This is a genomic window from Alterinioella sp. (assembly GCF_058343375.1).
Map to the genome: position 1 here is coordinate 1 of NZ_JBTUJH010000081.1, position 17,414 is coordinate 17,414.

The 17,414-nt window shown below is 63.1% G+C and carries 18 protein-coding genes; 5 read left to right on the top strand and 13 right to left on the bottom strand.

From position 1 onward, the window contains the following. From ACW8PS_RS11615 to ACW8PS_RS11625, 3 genes are all read right to left on the bottom strand, one after another. The coding region (locus ACW8PS_RS11615) for a 2Fe-2S iron-sulfur cluster-binding protein (protein WP_491527577.1) at positions 1-1,893 on the bottom strand (1,893 nt) is incomplete at its 3' end. Next, positions 1,890-2,213, bottom strand: coding sequence for a sarcosine oxidase subunit delta (locus tag ACW8PS_RS11620; RefSeq protein ID WP_491527578.1), 324 nt, complete (start codon positions 2,211-2,213; stop codon positions 1,890-1,892). The genes ACW8PS_RS11620 and ACW8PS_RS11615, both read right to left, overlap by 4 nt. Before the next feature lie 214 nt (positions 2,214-2,427). After that, a complete protein-coding gene (locus ACW8PS_RS11625) occupies positions 2,428-3,672 on the bottom strand; it encodes a sarcosine oxidase subunit beta family protein (RefSeq protein ID WP_491527579.1) in 1,245 nt (414 codons plus the stop codon). Between the two features lie 200 nt (positions 3,673-3,872). On the opposite strand from ACW8PS_RS11625, the gene ACW8PS_RS11630 reads away from it, so the two are divergent. From ACW8PS_RS11630 to ACW8PS_RS11640, 3 genes are read left to right on the top strand one after another with little or no spacing between them, the layout of a single operon-like run. Next, positions 3,873-4,916 (top strand): tetratricopeptide repeat protein, encoded by a 1,044-nt coding sequence (locus ACW8PS_RS11630; RefSeq protein ID WP_491527580.1) that lies wholly within the window; start codon positions 3,873-3,875, stop codon positions 4,914-4,916. After that, a complete protein-coding gene (gene ruvX / locus ACW8PS_RS11635; protein WP_491527581.1) occupies positions 4,913-5,392 on the top strand; it encodes a Holliday junction resolvase RuvX in 480 nt (159 codons plus the stop codon). The genes ACW8PS_RS11630 and ruvX overlap by 4 nt, the downstream gene beginning before the upstream one ends. Further along, positions 5,389-5,622 carry a DUF1289 domain-containing protein gene (locus ACW8PS_RS11640; RefSeq protein WP_491527582.1) on the top strand — a complete coding sequence of 78 codons (234 nt, stop codon included), beginning with the start codon at positions 5,389-5,391 and terminating at the stop codon, positions 5,620-5,622. Before ruvX ends, ACW8PS_RS11640 begins: the two co-directional genes overlap by 4 nt. Here the strand turns inward: ACW8PS_RS11640 and ACW8PS_RS11645 are convergent, their stop codons facing one another. Together ACW8PS_RS11645 and ACW8PS_RS11650 are read right to left on the bottom strand one after the other, a co-directional pair. Further along, a complete protein-coding gene (locus ACW8PS_RS11645; RefSeq protein ID WP_491527583.1) occupies positions 5,623-6,399 on the bottom strand; it encodes an enoyl-CoA hydratase-related protein in 777 nt (258 codons plus the stop codon). It abuts the gene before it with no gap. Between the two features lie 381 nt (positions 6,400-6,780). Then, positions 6,781-8,343 carry a helicase HerA-like domain-containing protein gene (locus tag ACW8PS_RS11650; RefSeq protein WP_491527584.1) on the bottom strand — a complete coding sequence of 521 codons (1,563 nt, stop codon included), beginning with the start codon at positions 8,341-8,343 and terminating at the stop codon, positions 6,781-6,783. Between the two features lie 491 nt (positions 8,344-8,834). On the opposite strand from ACW8PS_RS11650, the gene ACW8PS_RS11655 reads away from it, so the two are divergent. Next, positions 8,835-9,479 carry an invasion associated locus B family protein gene (locus tag ACW8PS_RS11655; protein ID WP_491527585.1) on the top strand — a complete coding sequence of 215 codons (645 nt, stop codon included), beginning with the start codon at positions 8,835-8,837 and terminating at the stop codon, positions 9,477-9,479. A gap of 57 nt (positions 9,480-9,536) precedes the next feature. Here the strand turns inward: ACW8PS_RS11655 and ACW8PS_RS11660 are convergent, their stop codons facing one another. From ACW8PS_RS11660 to ACW8PS_RS11680, 5 genes are read right to left on the bottom strand one after another with little or no spacing between them, the layout of a single operon-like run. After that, positions 9,537-9,953, bottom strand: a complete 417-nt coding sequence (locus ACW8PS_RS11660) for an ACT domain-containing protein (RefSeq protein WP_491527586.1) — start codon at positions 9,951-9,953, stop codon at positions 9,537-9,539. A 13-nt stretch (positions 9,954-9,966) separates the two neighbouring features. Next, on the bottom strand, positions 9,967-11,178 hold the full coding sequence (locus ACW8PS_RS11665) for a beta-ketoacyl-[acyl-carrier-protein] synthase family protein (RefSeq protein ID WP_491527587.1): 1,212 nt from the start codon (positions 11,176-11,178) through the stop codon (positions 9,967-9,969). Further along, positions 11,175-11,438: an acyl carrier protein gene (locus ACW8PS_RS11670; protein WP_491527588.1), complete on the bottom strand. Its 264-nt coding sequence runs from the start codon at positions 11,436-11,438 to the stop codon at positions 11,175-11,177. The genes ACW8PS_RS11665 and ACW8PS_RS11670 overlap by 4 nt, the downstream gene beginning before the upstream one ends. Before the next feature lie 34 nt (positions 11,439-11,472). Next, complete coding sequence (lpxD, locus tag ACW8PS_RS11675; protein ID WP_491527590.1) at positions 11,473-12,561, bottom strand: UDP-3-O-(3-hydroxymyristoyl)glucosamine N-acyltransferase; 1,089 nt, start codon at positions 12,559-12,561, stop codon at positions 11,473-11,475. A gap of 38 nt (positions 12,562-12,599) precedes the next feature. Then, on the bottom strand, positions 12,600-14,201 hold the full coding sequence (locus ACW8PS_RS11680) for a L,D-transpeptidase family protein (protein WP_491527591.1): 1,602 nt from the start codon (positions 14,199-14,201) through the stop codon (positions 12,600-12,602). 350 nt (positions 14,202-14,551) lie between these two features. On the opposite strand from ACW8PS_RS11680, the gene mepK reads away from it, so the two are divergent. After that, entirely contained in the window at positions 14,552-15,112 is a 561-nt protein-coding gene (gene mepK / locus ACW8PS_RS11685; RefSeq protein ID WP_491527593.1) for a peptidoglycan L,D-endopeptidase MepK, read from the top strand. Between the two features lie 64 nt (positions 15,113-15,176). Here the strand turns inward: mepK and ACW8PS_RS11690 are convergent, their stop codons facing one another. From ACW8PS_RS11690 to ACW8PS_RS11700, 3 genes are all read right to left on the bottom strand, one after another. Continuing rightward, on the bottom strand, positions 15,177-16,124 hold the full coding sequence (locus ACW8PS_RS11690; protein ID WP_491527595.1) for a 1-phosphofructokinase family hexose kinase: 948 nt from the start codon (positions 16,122-16,124) through the stop codon (positions 15,177-15,179). 27 nt (positions 16,125-16,151) lie between these two features. Continuing rightward, on the bottom strand, positions 16,152-16,910 hold the full coding sequence (locus ACW8PS_RS11695; RefSeq protein ID WP_491527597.1) for an SDR family NAD(P)-dependent oxidoreductase: 759 nt from the start codon (positions 16,908-16,910) through the stop codon (positions 16,152-16,154). Positions 16,911-16,975: 65 nt separating this feature from the next. Further along, the coding region (locus ACW8PS_RS11700; RefSeq protein WP_491527599.1) for a TOBE domain-containing protein at positions 16,976-17,414 on the bottom strand (439 nt) is incomplete at its 5' end.

Consider the following 17,414-nt stretch of genomic DNA (forward strand, 5'->3'; position numbering starts at 1 on the left):
TTCCATATAGGCCCCCTGCGCCTCATGATAGTCATGGATCGGCGTGCGCCGAATGGGCTGGAACACGGGCCCGCGTGCCTCACCCGCAATCGCACCCATGGAAATCGGCGTATAGGGCGGGCGGAATGTGGTGGTGCCAACCGCCGGAATCTCTGCGTTCATCGCCTTAGCAAGCGTCGCAAGACCATTGATGTTACTCAGTTTACCCTGATCTGTCGCCATGCCCAATGTGGTGTAGCGTTTGGTATGTTCGACGCTTTCATAGCCTTCCTGCGCGGCCAGCATCACATCCGACACTTTCACGTCATTCTGATAATCCAGCCACATCTTGATGCGCTTGTCGGGGCCCGCGCCCTGCGGCATCATCCAGACCGGCAGCATCGGCGCTTCAGGGCTGTCATTGGCAGTTGGAACGTCGCCAGAAGGCAGCGGCTTACCAAGCGCCACCGCGGCGGTGCCGGCCGCGCCTTCGGCATCGGCCAGCACATCGGTGGCGCTGAGCGCGCCCGAAGCCGAGCCCGCCGTCACCACAAAGGGCTTGCCGTCATGACCGGTCGGGGCGCGCTCCGGGTCGGGGCGGAAATGGGCCTGATCAGTATCCCAGATCAGCTTGCCACCGCAATGCGACCACAGATGCACCACCGGCGACCAGCCGCCCGACATGGCCACCGCGTCGCAGGCGATCTCATCGGTCGCGGCCCCTTCGCCGGCCTGCGCGCAGAGCACCACGCCGGTGACGCATTTCCTGCCCTTGACCCCGGCGATGCCGGTGCCGGTCAGCACCCGGATGCCCTTGGCGCGGGCGGCCTCGGCCAGATCGCCGGTCACCTCTTGGCGCGCATCCACGATGGCAGGCACCGAAAGGCCCGCATCAAGCAGCGCCAGCGCGGTGCGATAGGCGTCATCATTATTGGTCACGATGACGGTGCGATCACCGGGGCTGACGGCCCAGTTGACCACGTAATCGCGGATGGCCGAGGCCAGCATGACGCCGGGAATATCGTTGCCCGCGAAGGATAATGGCCGCTCGATGGCCCCGGTCGCGGTGATGATCTGGCCCGCACGCACCCGCCACAGGCGATGCCGGGGGGCGCCGGATTCGGGCGCATGATCGGTCAGCCGCTCATAGATCAGAGCATATCCGTGATCATAGATTCCCGAGGCCATGCTGCGCGATCTGATACAGACATTATCCATGCTTTCAAGGGCTTGCAATGTGTCATTGATCCAATCATCAGCGGATTTTCCGTCGATCCTGGTGCCGTCGACCGGAGCGCGGCCACCCCAATGGGCGGTCTGTTCGACCAGCAATACCCGCAGCCCAGCCTGCCCGGCCCGAAGCGCGGCCCGAAGCCCGGCGATGCCGCCGCCCGCCACCAGCACATCGACAAAGGCGTGGAAATGCTCATAGCGATCGGCGTCGCGGTCTTTGGGGGCTTTGCCCAGACCGGCGGATTTGCGAATGATCGGCTCGAATACATGTTTCCAGAACGGGCGCGGGAACATGAAGGTCTTGTAATAGAACCCCGCAGGCAGAAGGCGTGGCACCATGGCATTGACCGCGCCAATGTCGAAATCGAGGCTGGGCCAGTGGTTCTGGCTGACCGCCTCCAGCCCATCGAACAGATCCGTGGTGGTGGCGCGCTGGTTGGGTTCAAACCTGCCCGCCTTGCCAATCCCCATCAGGGCGTTGGGTTCCTCGGCCCCTGAGGCGACGACACCACGCGGGCGGTGATATTTGAAGGACCGCCCCATCAGCATCTGACCATTGGCCAGAAGCGCAGAGGCCAGCGTGTCGCCGGCATGGCCCGTGAGGCGCTTGCCGTTGAAGGTAAAGGCCCTGGTGCTGCTGCGGTCGATCAGGCGACCGCCAGTGGCAAGACGGGTGCTCATTGCTCGGGGCTCCAGTTTGGGCGTTTCGCTTTCACGGCGGCGATCACGGATGCGGGGATGTCGGCGGTTTGCGCGCTATAGGTTGCGAAAACCTCCAACGTAGCGGTGCAGCGCGCGGCGTGGAACCACTTGCCGCAGCCATTGGCGTGGCGCCAGCGTTCGAAATGCACCCCCCTGGGGTTGGCGCGGTGAAAGAGATAGCCTTCGAATTCTTCATCCGAGCTGCCGGGGCCGAAGCGTTTCAGATGCGCCTCGCCGCCCGGGGCAAGCTCGGTCTCATCGGCCATCACGCCGCAATTGGGGCATTCAAGGATCAGCATGAGGGTCTCCGATCTAGAGATGACAAACGGGTGGGGCCCGAAAGGCGTGCAACTGCGTTGGCATGGTTGCGCAAGAGCGGCCCGGAGGGGCGGCCGATGTGAAATCAAATGCCATGGTGGGGTTTCCCTGACGGGACCCGCCGGGGGGCTGTCTGCCCCCCGGACCCCCCGAGGATATTTTCGGCGCAAAGAAGGCGGCAGCGGGTTTCCATGGTCAATGTGCCACCCCCGCTGCCACGCTTTCGTCGATGAAGCGGCCTTCGCGGAACCGGTTCAGGCCGAACTCTGCCGTCAGCGGAGAATAGCCGCGCGCCATCAGTTCGGCAAAGCCCCAGCCCGAGCCGGGGATCGCCTTGAAGCCGCCAGTGCCCCATCCGGCATTGATGAACATGCCCTCGACCGGCGTTTTCGAGATGATCGGGGAACGGTCGCCGGTGATATCGACAATGCCGCCCCATTGGCGCAGCATTTTCAGGCGGGATATCATCGGAAAGGTTTCGACCAGCGCGCGCACGGTTTCCTCGATATGGTGGAAACTGCCCCTTTGTGTATAGTTGTTGTAGCCATCCGTGCCGCCGCCGATGACCATCTCGCCCTTGTCGGACTGGCTCATATAGCCATGCACGGTATTGGCCATCACGACGCAATCCATGCAGGGCTTGATCGGCTCGGACACCAGCGCCTGCAAGGCCACGCTTTCCATCGGCAGGCGGAAGCCCGCCATTTCCGCCAGCACGCTGGAATGGCCGGCCACGACGATGCCCAGTTTCCGGCAGCCGATCACGCCTTTGCTGGTTTCGACCCCGGTAACAGCCCCGGCCTGGCTGCGGATGCCGGTCACTTCGCATTTCTGCAGGATGTCCATGCCCATATCCGAGCAGGCCCGCGCATAGCCCCAGGCCACGGCATCATGGCGCGCGGTGCCGCCGCGCGACTGCCAGAGCGCCCCCAGCACAGGATAGCGTGGCCCGTCGATATTGATGATCGGCACGATCTCCTTGACGCGGGCGGGGCTGACGAATTCGGTCTTCACCCCTTGCAGGGCATTGGCATGCGCGGTGCGTTCATAGCCGCGGATCTCGTGTTGCGTCTGCGCCAGCATCAGCACGCCGCGCGGGGAGAACATGACGTTGTAGTTCAGATCCTGGCTCATGGTTTCATAAAGCGAGCGCGCTTTTTCATAGATCGCGGTGGATGGATCTTGCAGATAATTCGAGCGGATGATGGTGGTGTTGCGCCCGGTATTGCCGCCGCCGAGCCAGCCTTTTTCGATCACCGCCACATTGGTGATGCCGAAATTCCTGCCCAGATAGAACGCGGTCGCCAAGCCGTGGCCGCCTGCGCCCACGATGATCACGTCATAAGCGGCTTTGGGTTCCGGCGCGGCCCAGGCCCGTTCCCAACCCTGGTGGTAGCGGGCGGCCTCTCGGGCGATGGCAAAGGCAGAGTAGCGGCGCATGGGGTGACCTCGTTCACGGATGGGCTGATGCTACATGCTCAATCAATGCGCCTGGCGTGCATCCCCGGGCGGCATTTCGGTCGGAAAAAACGACACCTGCAATGTCGCGGGGCAGGCGCAATCGGCCGGGGCCCAAAGGGGGTTTCGATTGGCCGCCCCGCGCGGTAGAAAACAGACCATGTCGAACGGGCGGAGGGCGCATGGGTTTCTGGGTGGTTGCGGGGCTGATATCGGTGCTGGTCGCGGTGATCGTTGGGCTGAGCCTGCTGCGTCCGCAGGGCTGGCGCGCGCTGGTGCTGGCGACACTCGCGCTGGCGGTTGCGGGTTCCTTTGGGCTATACCGCGTGTTTGGCGCGCCGGACTATCCCGACCTGTCCATGGAGGCGCGCATCGCCCTGATCGAAGCCGCCCGCGCCGAGCGCCCGAGCCAGGTTGCGGCCGAAGCCGAAAACCCATCCGTCACGCGCGAAGACAGCAACCCGCGCCGCGCCGCGATGGTGGCGCAATTGCGTGCGGTATTGGAAAACAACCCCGATGCACAGGAAGAGCTTGGCCTTTTGGCCTTTGAGGAGGCGCGGCTTGGCAATTACGCGGCCGCGCGCATCGCACAAACGCGCCTGATCGAGCTGTTGGGCGCTGCGGCCAATGCCGGTCACTATATGGACCTTGCCGAGATCCAGTTCATGGCTGCGGGCGGGTATGTCTCACCCGAGACCGAAGCGCTGTTGCGGGAGGTGTTGCGCCGGGCACCCGGAAATGGGGCCGCGCAATATTACATGGGGTTGATGTTCGCCCAACAGGGGCGCCCCGATCTGGGCTATACGATCTGGCGTGATCTGCTGGCTGTCAGCGAACCGGGTGATCTCTGGGTCGCTCCGATCCGGGCGCAGATCGAGGATGTGGCGGCGCTTGCCGGCGATCCGATCTCGGTCGAGGATCTGGTGCAACCGCCTGAATACGAATTGCCGGGCCCATCGGCGCGCGAGATCGAGGCGGCTTTGACGCAGGATCCCGAGAACCGCGATGAGATGCTGGAGACCATGGTGGCCGGCCTGGCCGAACGGGTGGCCAATCTCGGCGGTCCGCCCGAAGATTGGGTGCAGTTGATTTCGGGGTTTCTGGCCCTGGATCAGGTCAGCGCGGCGCGGTCGGTCCATGACCGGGCGCTGGTCGTGTTTGCAGGCTCGGACGCGGCGCTGGCGATGATCGAGGCTGCGGGCGCAGCGCTGGAGGCAAGCGAATGATCTGCGAAAATATTGCGGCGCTGAATGCCGCCCTGCCGCCTGCACGCGCGCTGATGGGGCTGGATCTGGGCACCAGGACCATCGGGGTTGCGGTCTCTGATCCGTTTCTGGCCGTGGCGACGCCGCTGGAAACGGTGCGCCGGGTGAAATTCACCCGTGATGCCGCCGCTTTGCAAAAAATCATCGCGCATCGTTCGATTGGCGGGGTGGTGCTTGGCCTGCCCTTCAACATGGACGGCTCGGAAGGCCCGCGGGCCCAGTCAACCCGCGCCTTTGCCCGCAATCTGGAGCGTCTGATCGACCTGCCGATTGCGTTTTGGGATGAACGCCTGTCCACCGTCGCCGCAGAACGGGCACTGCTGGAGGCGGATACGACACGAAAACGTCGCGCAGAGGTCATAGATCACGTCGCGGCGGGGTATATTCTGCAAGGCGTATTGGACCGGCTTGGCCATCTGAAAGGTGCCGCAACATGACCGATCAGCTCTGGACACGTGACGAGATCGAAAGCCCCTGCATCAGGATCTGCGTTGTCCACCCGCAGGCGCGGATCTGCACCGGCTGCCTGCGCACGATTGATGAAATCGGAGCCTGGAGCAGGATGTCGCCGGATGACCGGGCCCGGATCATGGCCGAATTATCCGATCGCAAGGGGCTGATCAGCAAACGACGTGGCGGTCGGCGGGCACGGTTGAAACAGGTCTGATCAACGGCCCTCAAACTTCGCCGGCCGCTTGTCCAGAAAGGCCAGCACGCCTTCCTTGAAATCACGGGTGCGGCCACATTCGCCCTGCAGGCGCGCCTCCAGCATCAGCTGTTCGCCCAGATCATTGCCAAGGCTTGCCCGCAGTGCCTGCTTGATCCGGGTAAAGGCCTGGGTCGGCCCGCTGGCCAGATACGCAGCCCGTTCCCGCCAGGTGGCTTCAAAGCTGGCATCATCGACCGCCTCCCAGATCAGACCCATATCGGATGCGTCACGCGCCGAAAGCCTGTCGGCGAACAGAGCCAGCCCCATCGCCTTGGCCAGACCCAGTTTGCGTGGCAGAACATAGGTTCCGCCAGCATCGGGGATCAGGCCGATCCTGGAAAACGCCTGCATGAAACTGGCGCTGTCGGCGGCGATCACGACATCGGCGGCCAGGGCCAGATTGGCCCCCGCCCCGGCAGCAACGCCATTGACCGCCGCGATCACCGGCACCGGGCAATCGGCGATGGCATGCAGCAGCGGCGCATATTCATCGCGCAACAGCCGTTCGAGGTTGATCGTGTTGAGGTTGCCGGTATCGCCCAGATCCTGACCGGCGCAAAAGGCCCGGCCCGCGCCCGTCAGCACCACCGCGCGCGCGTCATTGCCGGCCCGGCGCAGGGCATGCAGCAATTCGGCCCGCATCTGCACATTCATCGCATTCATCACATCGGGGCGGTTCAGCATCACGACGGCCACGCCATCGGCTGTATCATAGGTAAGGGTCTGATAATCCATCGGGCCTGCCTTTTTCCGGAGCCGGGCGTCACCTGCTCCGCATAGATAGGGGCATGCGCGGAGTGAGAAAAGCCGAAACGCCGCGTTATAGCACGTCTCGCAATAGCTGAGACAGGATGCATCGCTTGAACCGCGTTGAAATCTTTGATTTCAGGCAGCGTCAAGTGATACGGATTTTCCGAGACGTGCAAGAAGGCAGCGCCTCAGGGCTGGAAAGTGGAAACGCGTGATGCGCGTCAATTCAGTGCCTATGCCCGGCGGGGCAGGATGGTTTCGGGCGGCACAAGCGCTGTTTCGACGCGGCTGCGCCGCGCCGACAGACTGGGGGGCCAGCCCCCCAGACCCCCCGGGATATTTGAGGCGCAAAGAAGCCTGTATGAATCAGCGCCCTCGAAACAGCCCGCCCAGAATGCCGCGCACCACGGCGCGGCCCGATTGGGTGCCGAGTTGACGGGCAAAGCTTTTGGCAAATGCCGTGCCGATCGAATCGGACCGGCTGCGCGTGGTGCTGTTGGCGGTGCTGCGCGTGCTGGATCGGCCGACACGATTGCCGGTAAATCGCCGCCCGGTCTGATATTCGCGCTGAGCCGGGCTTTCCTCGGCCGCTTGCGCTTCCTCGGCTTTTTCTGCCTCGCGGGCCGCGGCGTCGGCGCGTCTTTGCAACATTTCAAAGGCGCTGTCGCGATCCACCGCGGTCTCGTATTTGCCGTTGAAGGGCGAGGCCGCGATGACCGCCGCACGGGTTGCGTCATCAATCGGGCCAAGGCGCGATGATGGTGGGCGGATCAGGGTGCGCTGCACCACACCGGGAATGCCCTTGCGTTCCAGCATCGAGGTCACGGCCTCCCCCACACCAACCTCGCGGATGGCGTCTTCGGTGTTGAAATCGGGATTCTCGCGGTAATTTTCCGACGCCTGGCGCAATTCACGGCGGTCTTTTGCAGTAAAGGCGCGCAGGGCGTGCTGCACCCGGTTGCCAAGCTGGCCCAACACATCCTCGGGCACATCGGCGGGGTTTTGCGTGACGAAATAGACGCCGACCCCTTTGGAACGAATGAGCCGCGCCACCTGTTCCACCTTGTCGATCAGCGCCTTGGGGGCGTCATCGAACAGCAGATGCGCCTCATCGAAGAAAAAGACCAGTTTGGGTTTCTCGGGATCGCCGATCTCGGGCAGGGTCTCGAACAGTTCCGACAGCAGCCAGAGCAGGAACGTCGCATAGAGCCGGGGGGCGTTCATCAGCTTGTCTGCGGCCAGGATATTGATGCGGCCAAACCCGCTGGCATCGGTTGCCATGATGTCGGACAGTTCCAGCGCCGGTTCGCCGAACAACAGGTCGCCGCCCTGCCCTTCGAGCACCAGAAGCCGCCGCTGAATGGCCCCGATCGAGGCGGTGGAGACATTGCCATAGCGCAAGGACAGGGTCTTGCGGTTCTGACCGACCCAGACCAGAAGCGCCTGCAGATCCTTGAGATCGAGCAGCCCAAGCCCCTGTTCGTCGGCCACGCGAAAGGCGATGTTCAGGATGCCTTCCTGGGCTTCGCTAAGCTCCATCAGGCGCGACAGCAAAAGCGGGCCCATCTCTGATATGGTGGTGCGCACGGGATGCCCCGAGCGGCCAAAGAGATCCCAGTAGGTCACCGGGAAGGCGCGATAGGCGAAATCGGTAAATCCAATGGTTGCGGCGCGCGACATGAACGCGTCATGCAGGTGGAAATCGGCGCTGCCCGCAGCCCCCAGCCCCGAAAGATCGCCCTTAACGTCCGACAGGAATACCGGCACGCCTTGCGCAGCAAAACTTTCTGCCAGGATTTGCAGGGTCACGGTCTTGCCTGTGCCGGTTGCGCCCGCGATCAAGCCGTGCCGATTGGCGTATTTCAGAAGCATGTGCTGCGCCTCGCCGTAATCCGCACCACCGCCGCCGATATAGATCCGATCGATCATGTCCTGTCCTCATTCCTTGCCCTGCCCGCGCATTTCCGCGCCGGTCACAATACATTCTTAACCATATTGTGCCAGTCTTGGTGATATGCCGCTTGGGGTTTGACCCTATGGGCATGAACTTCCTCCCTGTTAACTGGCCGCGCCGTCATGGCGCGGTTTTTTTCCGGCGGTCGATACGACACTTCAAACCGCTTTGAAGAATTTGACCGGTTCGGACCTTTTCCCTGTTGACGGTTGCCGATCGCTGGCCTAACTTTTGCCCATAAGTCGGCCAGTCCGACAGGGAGAGAAAAATAACGCTGAAAAGGGCCCCGTCTGCGGGCCCTTTTTGTTGGCGCCGGAATTGCCCCGGCACCTGTGGCGAAAACCAGCCGGTTCACGCCGCCTGCGCCGGGCAGCGTTTCATTTTGCGCCTGACAGCCCCGCGCGGTCATGCTAGCCAAGGGGCAGACATGAACCCGTTTCTTTGCTCAGGTTGACGAGGCACCTATATGAAAAAGCTCACAATTGTCGCGGCCATTCTGCTAACGGGCCTGGTCCTGCCGCTGGCCGCTCAGACAGCGGATGAAACCGCGACCGCCGCCGAACAGCTTGGCTTGTCGACCGGCACGCCCGAGGTCGGTTCCACCTATATCCGCGAGGAATTCACCGATTGGGAATTGCGCTGCGTGTCAGCCCCCGAGGGCCAGCCGGACCCTTGCCAGCTTTATCAGCTGTTACTCGATATCGACGGCAACGCTGTCGCTGAGTTCAATCTTTTTGATGTCCCGGACGAAGGCGATCTGGTCGCCGGTGCCACCATCGTCACGCCGCTTGATACGCTGCTGACAGGGCAATTGCGCATGGCCGTCGATAACAGCCAGCCGCGGGTTTACCCGTTCAGCTTTTGCCAGGCAATCGGCTGTTTTGTCCGCCTTGGTCTGACCGCCGATGACCTGCACGCATTCGAGGGGGGCAATGTGGCCACGGTCGCCATCGTGCCCCTGCCGGCCCCCGATCAGGTTGTGGTTCTTGGCCTGTCGCTGTCGGGCTTCACCGCCGGCTTTGCGGCATTGGAGGCCTATAACGCAGAGGCGCGCGAGCAAATCGAGGCGCTGATCGCGGCGCAGGAAGGTGCCGAACCGGCGTCGGAATAGGCACAGGTCCTGGGCCCGCGATCAATGGCCCGCCGGCTTGCCGCATGCGGGCCATTTTCATGCGCTCGACCCGGTGTTGGCTTGGGCCGCGATCTGCGACAGAATGCGCAACGCATCCTGTTCGCGGCCATCGGGCACGAACAGATGGTCATGGTAGAACCCGGCCACCGGGTTCACGCCCATGCCCTCAGCCGCCAGCGCCGTCGCGATAACGGCGATGAACCCCACGGCCTCCAATGCGGAATGCACATTCAACGTGATCATCCGGCTTGGAAATTCATAGGCCAGCCCGGCGGCCTCTGCCTCTGACTTTGGCGCGATCAGGGTGGTGCCTTCTGTCTCGTGAAAGATCATGCGCGGTGTCAGGCCGGGCGGCAGTGCCCCATCGGGCAGCGTGACAAAGACAAACACGCCCGGAACCAGATCGGCGCGCAGACTGCGCAAAAGTGAGCCGAGATCGGTTTCGCCGCTCATGTCAGGGCCTCCTTCAAGGTGCCTTGCGCAGCGCCAGAACCGCATTGAGCCCGCCAAAGGCAAAAGCGTTGGACAGGACCGCGCCGACCTGCGCATCCCGCGCCACATTGGGCACCACATCCAGCGCGCATTCCGGGTCCGGTTCCTCGTAATTGATCGTCGGCGCAATGACACCGTCGGTCAGCGCCATGATACAGGCCAAAAGCTCGACCGCGCCGGTGCCACCGATAAGATGTCCGTGCATGGATTTGGTCGATGAAATCATCAGCTTGTCGGCGTGGTGGCCAAACACATCCGCAACAGCGGCGCATTCCACCTTGTCATTGGCCGCCGTCCCGGTGCCATGGGCGTTGATATAGCCGACATCTTCGCGGTTCAGTCCGGCATCAGCCAAGGCCCCCGCAATGGCCCGCGCCGCGCCCTGTTTCGAGGGCATGACGATATCGGCGGCATCCGAGGTCATGGCAAAGCCGACCACTTCGGCCAGAATTTCGGCACCGCGCGCGCGGGCATGCTCAAGTTCCTCGAACACGAACACGGCCGCGCCTTCGCCCTGCACCATGCCGTTACGGGTGGCGCTGAACGGGCGGCAGCCATCCTTGGACATCACCCGCAGCCCTTCCCAGGCCTTCATGCCGCCAAAACACAGCATCGCCTCCGAGCCGCCGGTGACAACGACGCCGCACATGCCCGACCGGATCAGGTTGAACGCCTGCCCCATTGCATGATTGGAGGACGCGCAGGCCGTGGCCACGGTAAAGCTGGGGCCCTTGAGGTTGAACTCCATGCTGACATGGCTGGCGGCGGCGTTGTTCATCAGCTTGGGCACGACAAAGGGATGCACCCGGTTCTTGCCATCCTCATAGACCGTGCGGTAATTTTCATCGAGCGTCTGCATGCCGCCGCCCGAAGTGCCAAGCACCACGCCCGAACGCGCCGCCAGATCGCCGTGAAATTCCAGCCCCGCCTGCGCGATAGCCTCACGCGCGGCGATCAGGGTGAATTGGGTAAAGCGGTCATAGAGCGAAATCTGCTGACGATTGAACAGCGCCTCGGGGTCATAATCCTTGATCTGGGCCCCGATCCGCACCGCCAGCCGGTCAAGGTCACGCATCTCCAGATCGCCAATGCCGCAACGCCCCTCGCGCATGGCCTGCTTGGTTGTGGCCACATCCGCGCCAAGCGCGTTGATCGTGCCCTGACCGGTGATGACAACGCGGGTCATGCCTGATCTGCCACCAGCCCTTCGACCGCCGTGATGATCGAGGCAACACTGGAGATGTCGAAGGCGCTTTTTTCCGGTTCATTGGCATTGAAGGGCACCTGAATATCGAACGCCTCTTCAATGGCAAAGATGCTTTCGACCACGCCAAGGCTGTCGATGCCCAGATCGTCCAATGTGGCGCCCGGTCGCACATCCTCGACCTCAAGCACCGCCAGTTCGGCGATGATCGCAATCACCTTGTCCCTGACGCTTTCAGCCATGCCGTTTGATCTTTCCATGAATATCCAGTGGCATTTAGTCATCCGATCCCGGTTTTGAAACGGCTTTTTGCAGCGCGGCAACCTTGGCGGCAAGTCGCGGCAGGCGCCGCAGCGCCTTGTAGCTTTCCACATGGGCCTCCATCTTGATCGCGGGATAGCCCAGAACCGCGCGGCCCGCGGGCACATTCGACAAGATCTTCGAGCCGCCGCCGGCCACCACATCACTGCCGACAGTCAGATTGTCGGCAATGCCGACCTGGCCGCCGCAAACCACCCGATCCCCAAGCGTGGTCGATCCGGCAATGCCCACCTGCGCCGCAAACAGGCAATGATCGCCGGTCACCACGTTATGGGCCAGATGCACCAGATTGTCGATTTTGCAGCCATTGCCGACAACAGTGTCGCGAATGGTGCCGCGGTCAATCGTGGAATTGCAGCCTATTTCCACGTCATCGCCGATGCGCACCGATCCGAGCGAGTGAATCCGCGTCCAGCTTTGGGTCGCGGCCGTGACCTGGCCCATCGTTTCGCGCACCTGTTCGACGGTGGATTTCCCGGGCGTGACAAAGGACAGCCCGTCGCCGCCAATGACCGCGCCGGGATGGATGATGACCCGGTCGCCGATGATAACCCGCGCCCCGATGCGCACGCCCTGCATCAGCAGCGCATCGGCCCCGATCTGCGCCGCCTCGGAGATGCTGACATGCGAGGCGATGCGCGCGTTCGGGCCAATCCGGGCCTTGCGGCCGATCACCACAAAGGGGCCGATGGCAGCATCCGCGCCGATCTGCGCCGTTTCATCAATAACGGCGGTGGCGTGGATGCCCGGCGCAATGTCAGGGCCGGGGTCAAGCACGGCCGTCAGCCCGGCCATCGCATAGCGCGCCCGGCCGACAAAAATCGCCGCCTCCAGCCCCGCAGCCTGCCAATCGGATCCGGGGGCAAGCACGGCGGCGCGGGCCTGACCGGTGCCGAGCCCTGCCATATATTCGGCCGCCATGGCCAAAGCCAGATCGCGCGGACCCGCCGAGGCAGGTTCAGCCAGGCCCTCGATCTCAAGATCAAGCGCGCCTTCGGCCTCAGCCCCCAAAGCCTCGGCGATTTGCCGGATCGTATATGCCATTATCTGTGCCCTGATACTGGTCGCGTCCGGGCAAAGCTTTAGCTTGAGACCGCGCGGAGTTCCACCCCGGCTGCGGCCATCGCATTCCACAGCCGCGCGTCGCGATCATAGACATCGCGGCGGAAATTCAACGCCCCGTCGGAGGATACGAACGCGGTCCAATACACGATATGGACCGGGATCTGCGTGGTCAGATCGACCTGCGTTTCAAGGCCAGTGCCCAGGATGGCATCAAAATAGCTTTGCGGGTCCGCCTCCTGGGGTGCCAGCAGGTGATAGGCCAGTTCCAGCGGGCGTTGCACCCGCACACAGCCATGGCTGAAGGCGCGGGCCTCGCGGTTGAACAGGCTGCGCGACGGCGTGTCATGCAAATAGATGTTGTGCCGGTTGGGAAAGATGAATTTCACCCGGCCAAGCGCATTGCCCGATGAGGGCGGTTCGCGCAGGTCAAAGGGAAAATTCGCGCGGGTATATTGCGTGAAGTCAATTCCCGCCCGGCTGACCGGCGTGCCGCCGCGCAACAGCTGCAACTGGCTGGCTGCCGCCGGGTTGGCCTGCATCGCGGGCAGGTATTCATTGACGGCAATCGAGCGCGGGACATTCCAGCTCGGGTTGATGACCATATATTCCATCATATCGGAGAATTCCGGCGTGGCGCGATCTTCGGGCGACGCGCCCACCACGACACGGGTGGAAAAGCTGATCTCCTCATTGTCGATCACGAAGGCGTGGAAATCAGGGATATTGACCAGCACGTGGCGGGTGCCACGATCGGGGTTTTCCCAGTTCAGCCAGCGCTGCCGCTCCATCCCCAGAATGATCTGGCGCAGGCGCTGTTCGGGGGCAATGTTGATCTCGGCAATCGTGCCCGGACCGGCGACACCGTCAACCTCCAATCCGTGGCGGCTCTGGAACAGCCGCACCGCAGCCACCATCGCGTCGTCATATTCGGCGGTGGCAGAGCGCGCCAGATATCCCATGCGCTCCAGACGATCCCGCAGCGCCACCACGCCCGCGCCGCGTGCGCCAGGCTCCATTCGCCCACCGCCGACGGCCGGGCCCCAGCCGCCATCGCCGATCACCCGCTCCATCGCCAGCATCTGGCGTTGCAGGCTCAGATATTCGGGATGCGCAGGTGGCAGCGACCGCATGAAAGCACGTGGATCGCCCGCCACCACTGCGTTCAGAAGGTCAGTGGGGTCACGGCGCGGCAAATCACGCGCAATGACCGGGATGATGTCGCCCGGCTCCAACAGGCCCGACTGGACGTCACGCGCATAGGCCAGGAACATGGTCGAGGCCATGATCTCGGCCCGGCCCCGGTCATAGGGGGTGTCGGCATTCATGAAAGCCGCGCGCAGCGCGTCGCCATCATAGCGCGACGCAGGCAGGGCGTGATCGGGTGCACCGTCCAGCGCCGTCAAAAGCGCAGCCCGCCGGTCGGCATCCTCGGGCCGGGTCCAGATCGGCGCGAATGCGCGCCCGCGATAGAACGCGGCCAGGTCAGATTGCGCCGCGGCCCCTTCGGCGATGGCTTGCCGGAACGCGGTGACCTGGGCAGATGCCGGGCTTGAAATGGGAAATGCCAACAGTGCCGTCAGGACAAAGGGCAAAAATCGTCGAGCTCTCAAAACGGCCATGAATCACCTCCGCGCCAATCAATTATGCAGATTGTATGGCATTCCGGTGGCAAACTCACTGCCGGTTTCCCTTTTACGTTTCGGAAAGCCGCAAGGTGTAGATTGCTGGCATCATGCGACGGACAGATGCTGCATTTGAGGTTGAAGAATCGGCCAACCCCCCCGGAATGAACGCCTTTTTGGCGGATTTCTGCCGACGCGGGTGCCTGCGGCCGGACACTCCCCCCTGGGGACTTTAAAAATTCTCTCGAATGTGTCATCAAACCCACACATGGGGATGGACACAAAAAAGGCCGATTTTAACGGTATTTGTGGTTTTCGGCACGGGCAGAAGGACGGGGCTATCTAAAATGACGAAACCGACGATAACGCGGCGGGGGCTTCTTGGTGCCTTTGCGGCCACGACGTTAACTGCTGCACCCTTTGCAGCCAACGCAACTGGCCTCCTGCGCGGTGCCGGTGATATTCGCAAACTGAAAATGTATGCCACCCGGACCGGCGAATCGCTGGAAATGGTTTACTGGATCGAAGGTGAATATATCCGCCCGGCAATGGAAGAAATCACGTATTTCATGCGCGACTGGCGTGTCGATGAGACCCACAATATCGACCCGCGCACGGTCGATATCCTGGCCGCGACCCATAATCTGCTGGATACGAGCGAACCTTATATGCTGCTGTCGGGCTACCGGTCGCCCGCGACCAATGCGATGCTGCGGGCGCGGTCTTCGGGCGTGGCGCGCAATTCGCTGCACATGCAGGGCCAGGCCGCCGATCTGCGATTGTCGAACCGGTCGGTCAGTCAGGTCGCGCGCGCGGGCCAAGCGGTCAATGCCGGCGGTGTCGGCCGGTATTCCCGCTCGAACTTTACCCATATGGATTGCGGTGCGGTGCGCAGCTGGGGCGGCTGAACCGCCCTGCCCTGCCCAAATGTTCTGAACCGGCCCGTTTGAGGCCGGTTTTTTCATGCCAAACCTATAGCGCAGAGATTTTGCATTCGGCCATCAGCGCCTCGGCATCTTCACGCCGGCAGAGCCTGGTCGCCGCGGTCATCACCGCCGCACTTGCCGCTGCCACGCCGCGTTGCAATGCCATGTCCGGTGCCGCCCCGCGCGCCAAAGCCAGGACAAAGCCCGCCACGAAACTGTCACCGGCCCCGGTTTTCGAGCGCACCGGAACATCCGCCGCATTGCAGAACCATTGACCCTGATCCGTCGCCAGAACCGAGCCTTCGGCCCCGCGCGCCAGAACCACGATGCCGGCCACGCCGCGCGCCACAAGATCAGCAGCAAACCGGGCGCTGGCGGCGGCATCCCTCAGCGCCCGACCGGCCAGTTCCGCCGCCTCGCCCTGGTCCAGCCGCAACAGCTCAAGCCCGGTGATCTGTCCGGCCTCCAGGGCGCGCAGCGCGGCACCTGAACTGTCCAGCGCAACGCCTGCGCCTTTTTCGGCTGCGATGCCCACCAGCCGCGCGGCAAAATCATCGGCAAAACCCTGCGGCTGACTGCCCGACAGGATCACCAGCCCGCCGCTTGGCACCGCCGCCGCAATCTCGGCTTCGGCCCGGGCCAGATCGGCCACGTCCCAGACCGGGCCGGGAAAGACAAAACGATACTGCGCGCCGGTGCTGCTTTCGGTAACAGACAGGCTCTGCCGGGTTTCACCGGGGGCCTCGATGAACCGGGCCGCGACCGCTTCGCGGGTCAGAAGCCCGGTCAGAACATTGCCCATCGCGCCGCCCACTGCCACCAGCGCCATGCTGGTCCCGCCAAGTTCCGCGAGCGCGCGGGATATGTTGATGCCGCCGCCGCCGGGGTCAAGCACCGCGGCCGCACAGCGCAGTTTCGGACCCGGCGTCACCACCGCTACCGAACTGTCCAGATCCACTGCCGGATTCAGGGTTATCGTCAGAATTTCGCGCATCTCTCCTCCGGCATTCGAAGCCCCAGCTTAGGGCAGACGCAAGCCCCCATCCAGCCGGATCGTGTCGCCATTGAGATAGGCCATTTCGATGATGAAGCGCACCAGCCGGGCAAATTCCTCGGGCGCGCCCAGACGTTTGGGAAACACCACATCCCCGGCCAGCGTTGCCATCATCTCTTCGCCCAGGGATTCCAGCATCGGCGTCAGAAATAGACCCGGCGCAATCGCCATGGTGCGAATGCCAAGCCCCGCCAGATCGCGCGCCAATGGCAAGGACAGCCCGGCAACCCCCGCTTTTGACGACGCATAGGCCGCCTGCCCCTTTTGCCCGTCATAGGCCGCGATCGAGGCGGTGTTGACGATCACGCCGCGTTCGCCGTCATCATTGGGCGCGTTCCCGGCCATCTCGGCGGCCGCCAGACGTGTTACATTGAAGGCCCCGACCAGATTGATGTCGATGGTGCGCTGGAACATCTCCAGCGGAAACGGCCCCTTCGATCCCACCGTCCTGGCCCCGGTCACGATGCCGGCGCAATTGACCAATGCGGTGACACCGCCCATGGCTTTGGACGCAAGCGCGATACCTGCGGCCACGCTGTCCTCTGACGTCACATCGACCTCGGCGAAACTGGCGTTCGGCAGCGATGCCGCGACCGCCTGGCCCTTCTCTGCGTCCCGGTCGAACAGCGTCACGGCCGCACCTGCGCCCGCAAGGTGGCGCGCCGTCGCTTCGCCCAACCCGCTGGCCCCGCCGGTGACAATAACCTTTGCTGTGGTGATATCCATGGCACCCCCCTAAATTAACTGAACATGCGTTCAATTAGCAGGCGCAGGCGGCGCGGTCAAACCTGTCAGCGGTAATGCAACGAGATACCGTCGCGGAACAGGTGCACCTTGTCAGACGGGGCTGACATGCGCAGCGTTTGACGGCGCAGCTTTGAATGCACACCGGGCAGTTTGCCAATGACCGGATCACCTGCATCGCTTTGGAAATAAAGCAATGTGACCTCGCCCAGAGCCTCGGTGATATGGACGATACCTTCAAAAGCGTAATCGTCAGCCTCGGTGGTGGTCATATCCTCGGGCCGGATGCCGACCCGCACCCGCGCGCCCATATCATCCGCGTTCGAGGGGTAATCAGACAGAAATGTGCCGCCGCCGCGATCGGTTTTCACCCTTGTCTGCGCCCCGGTTTCCACGATCTCGCCATCGAGCAGGTTCATCTGTGGCGAGCCGATGAATTGCGCCACGAATACGCCGTTGGGCCGCTCATACAGGTCCAGCGGCGTG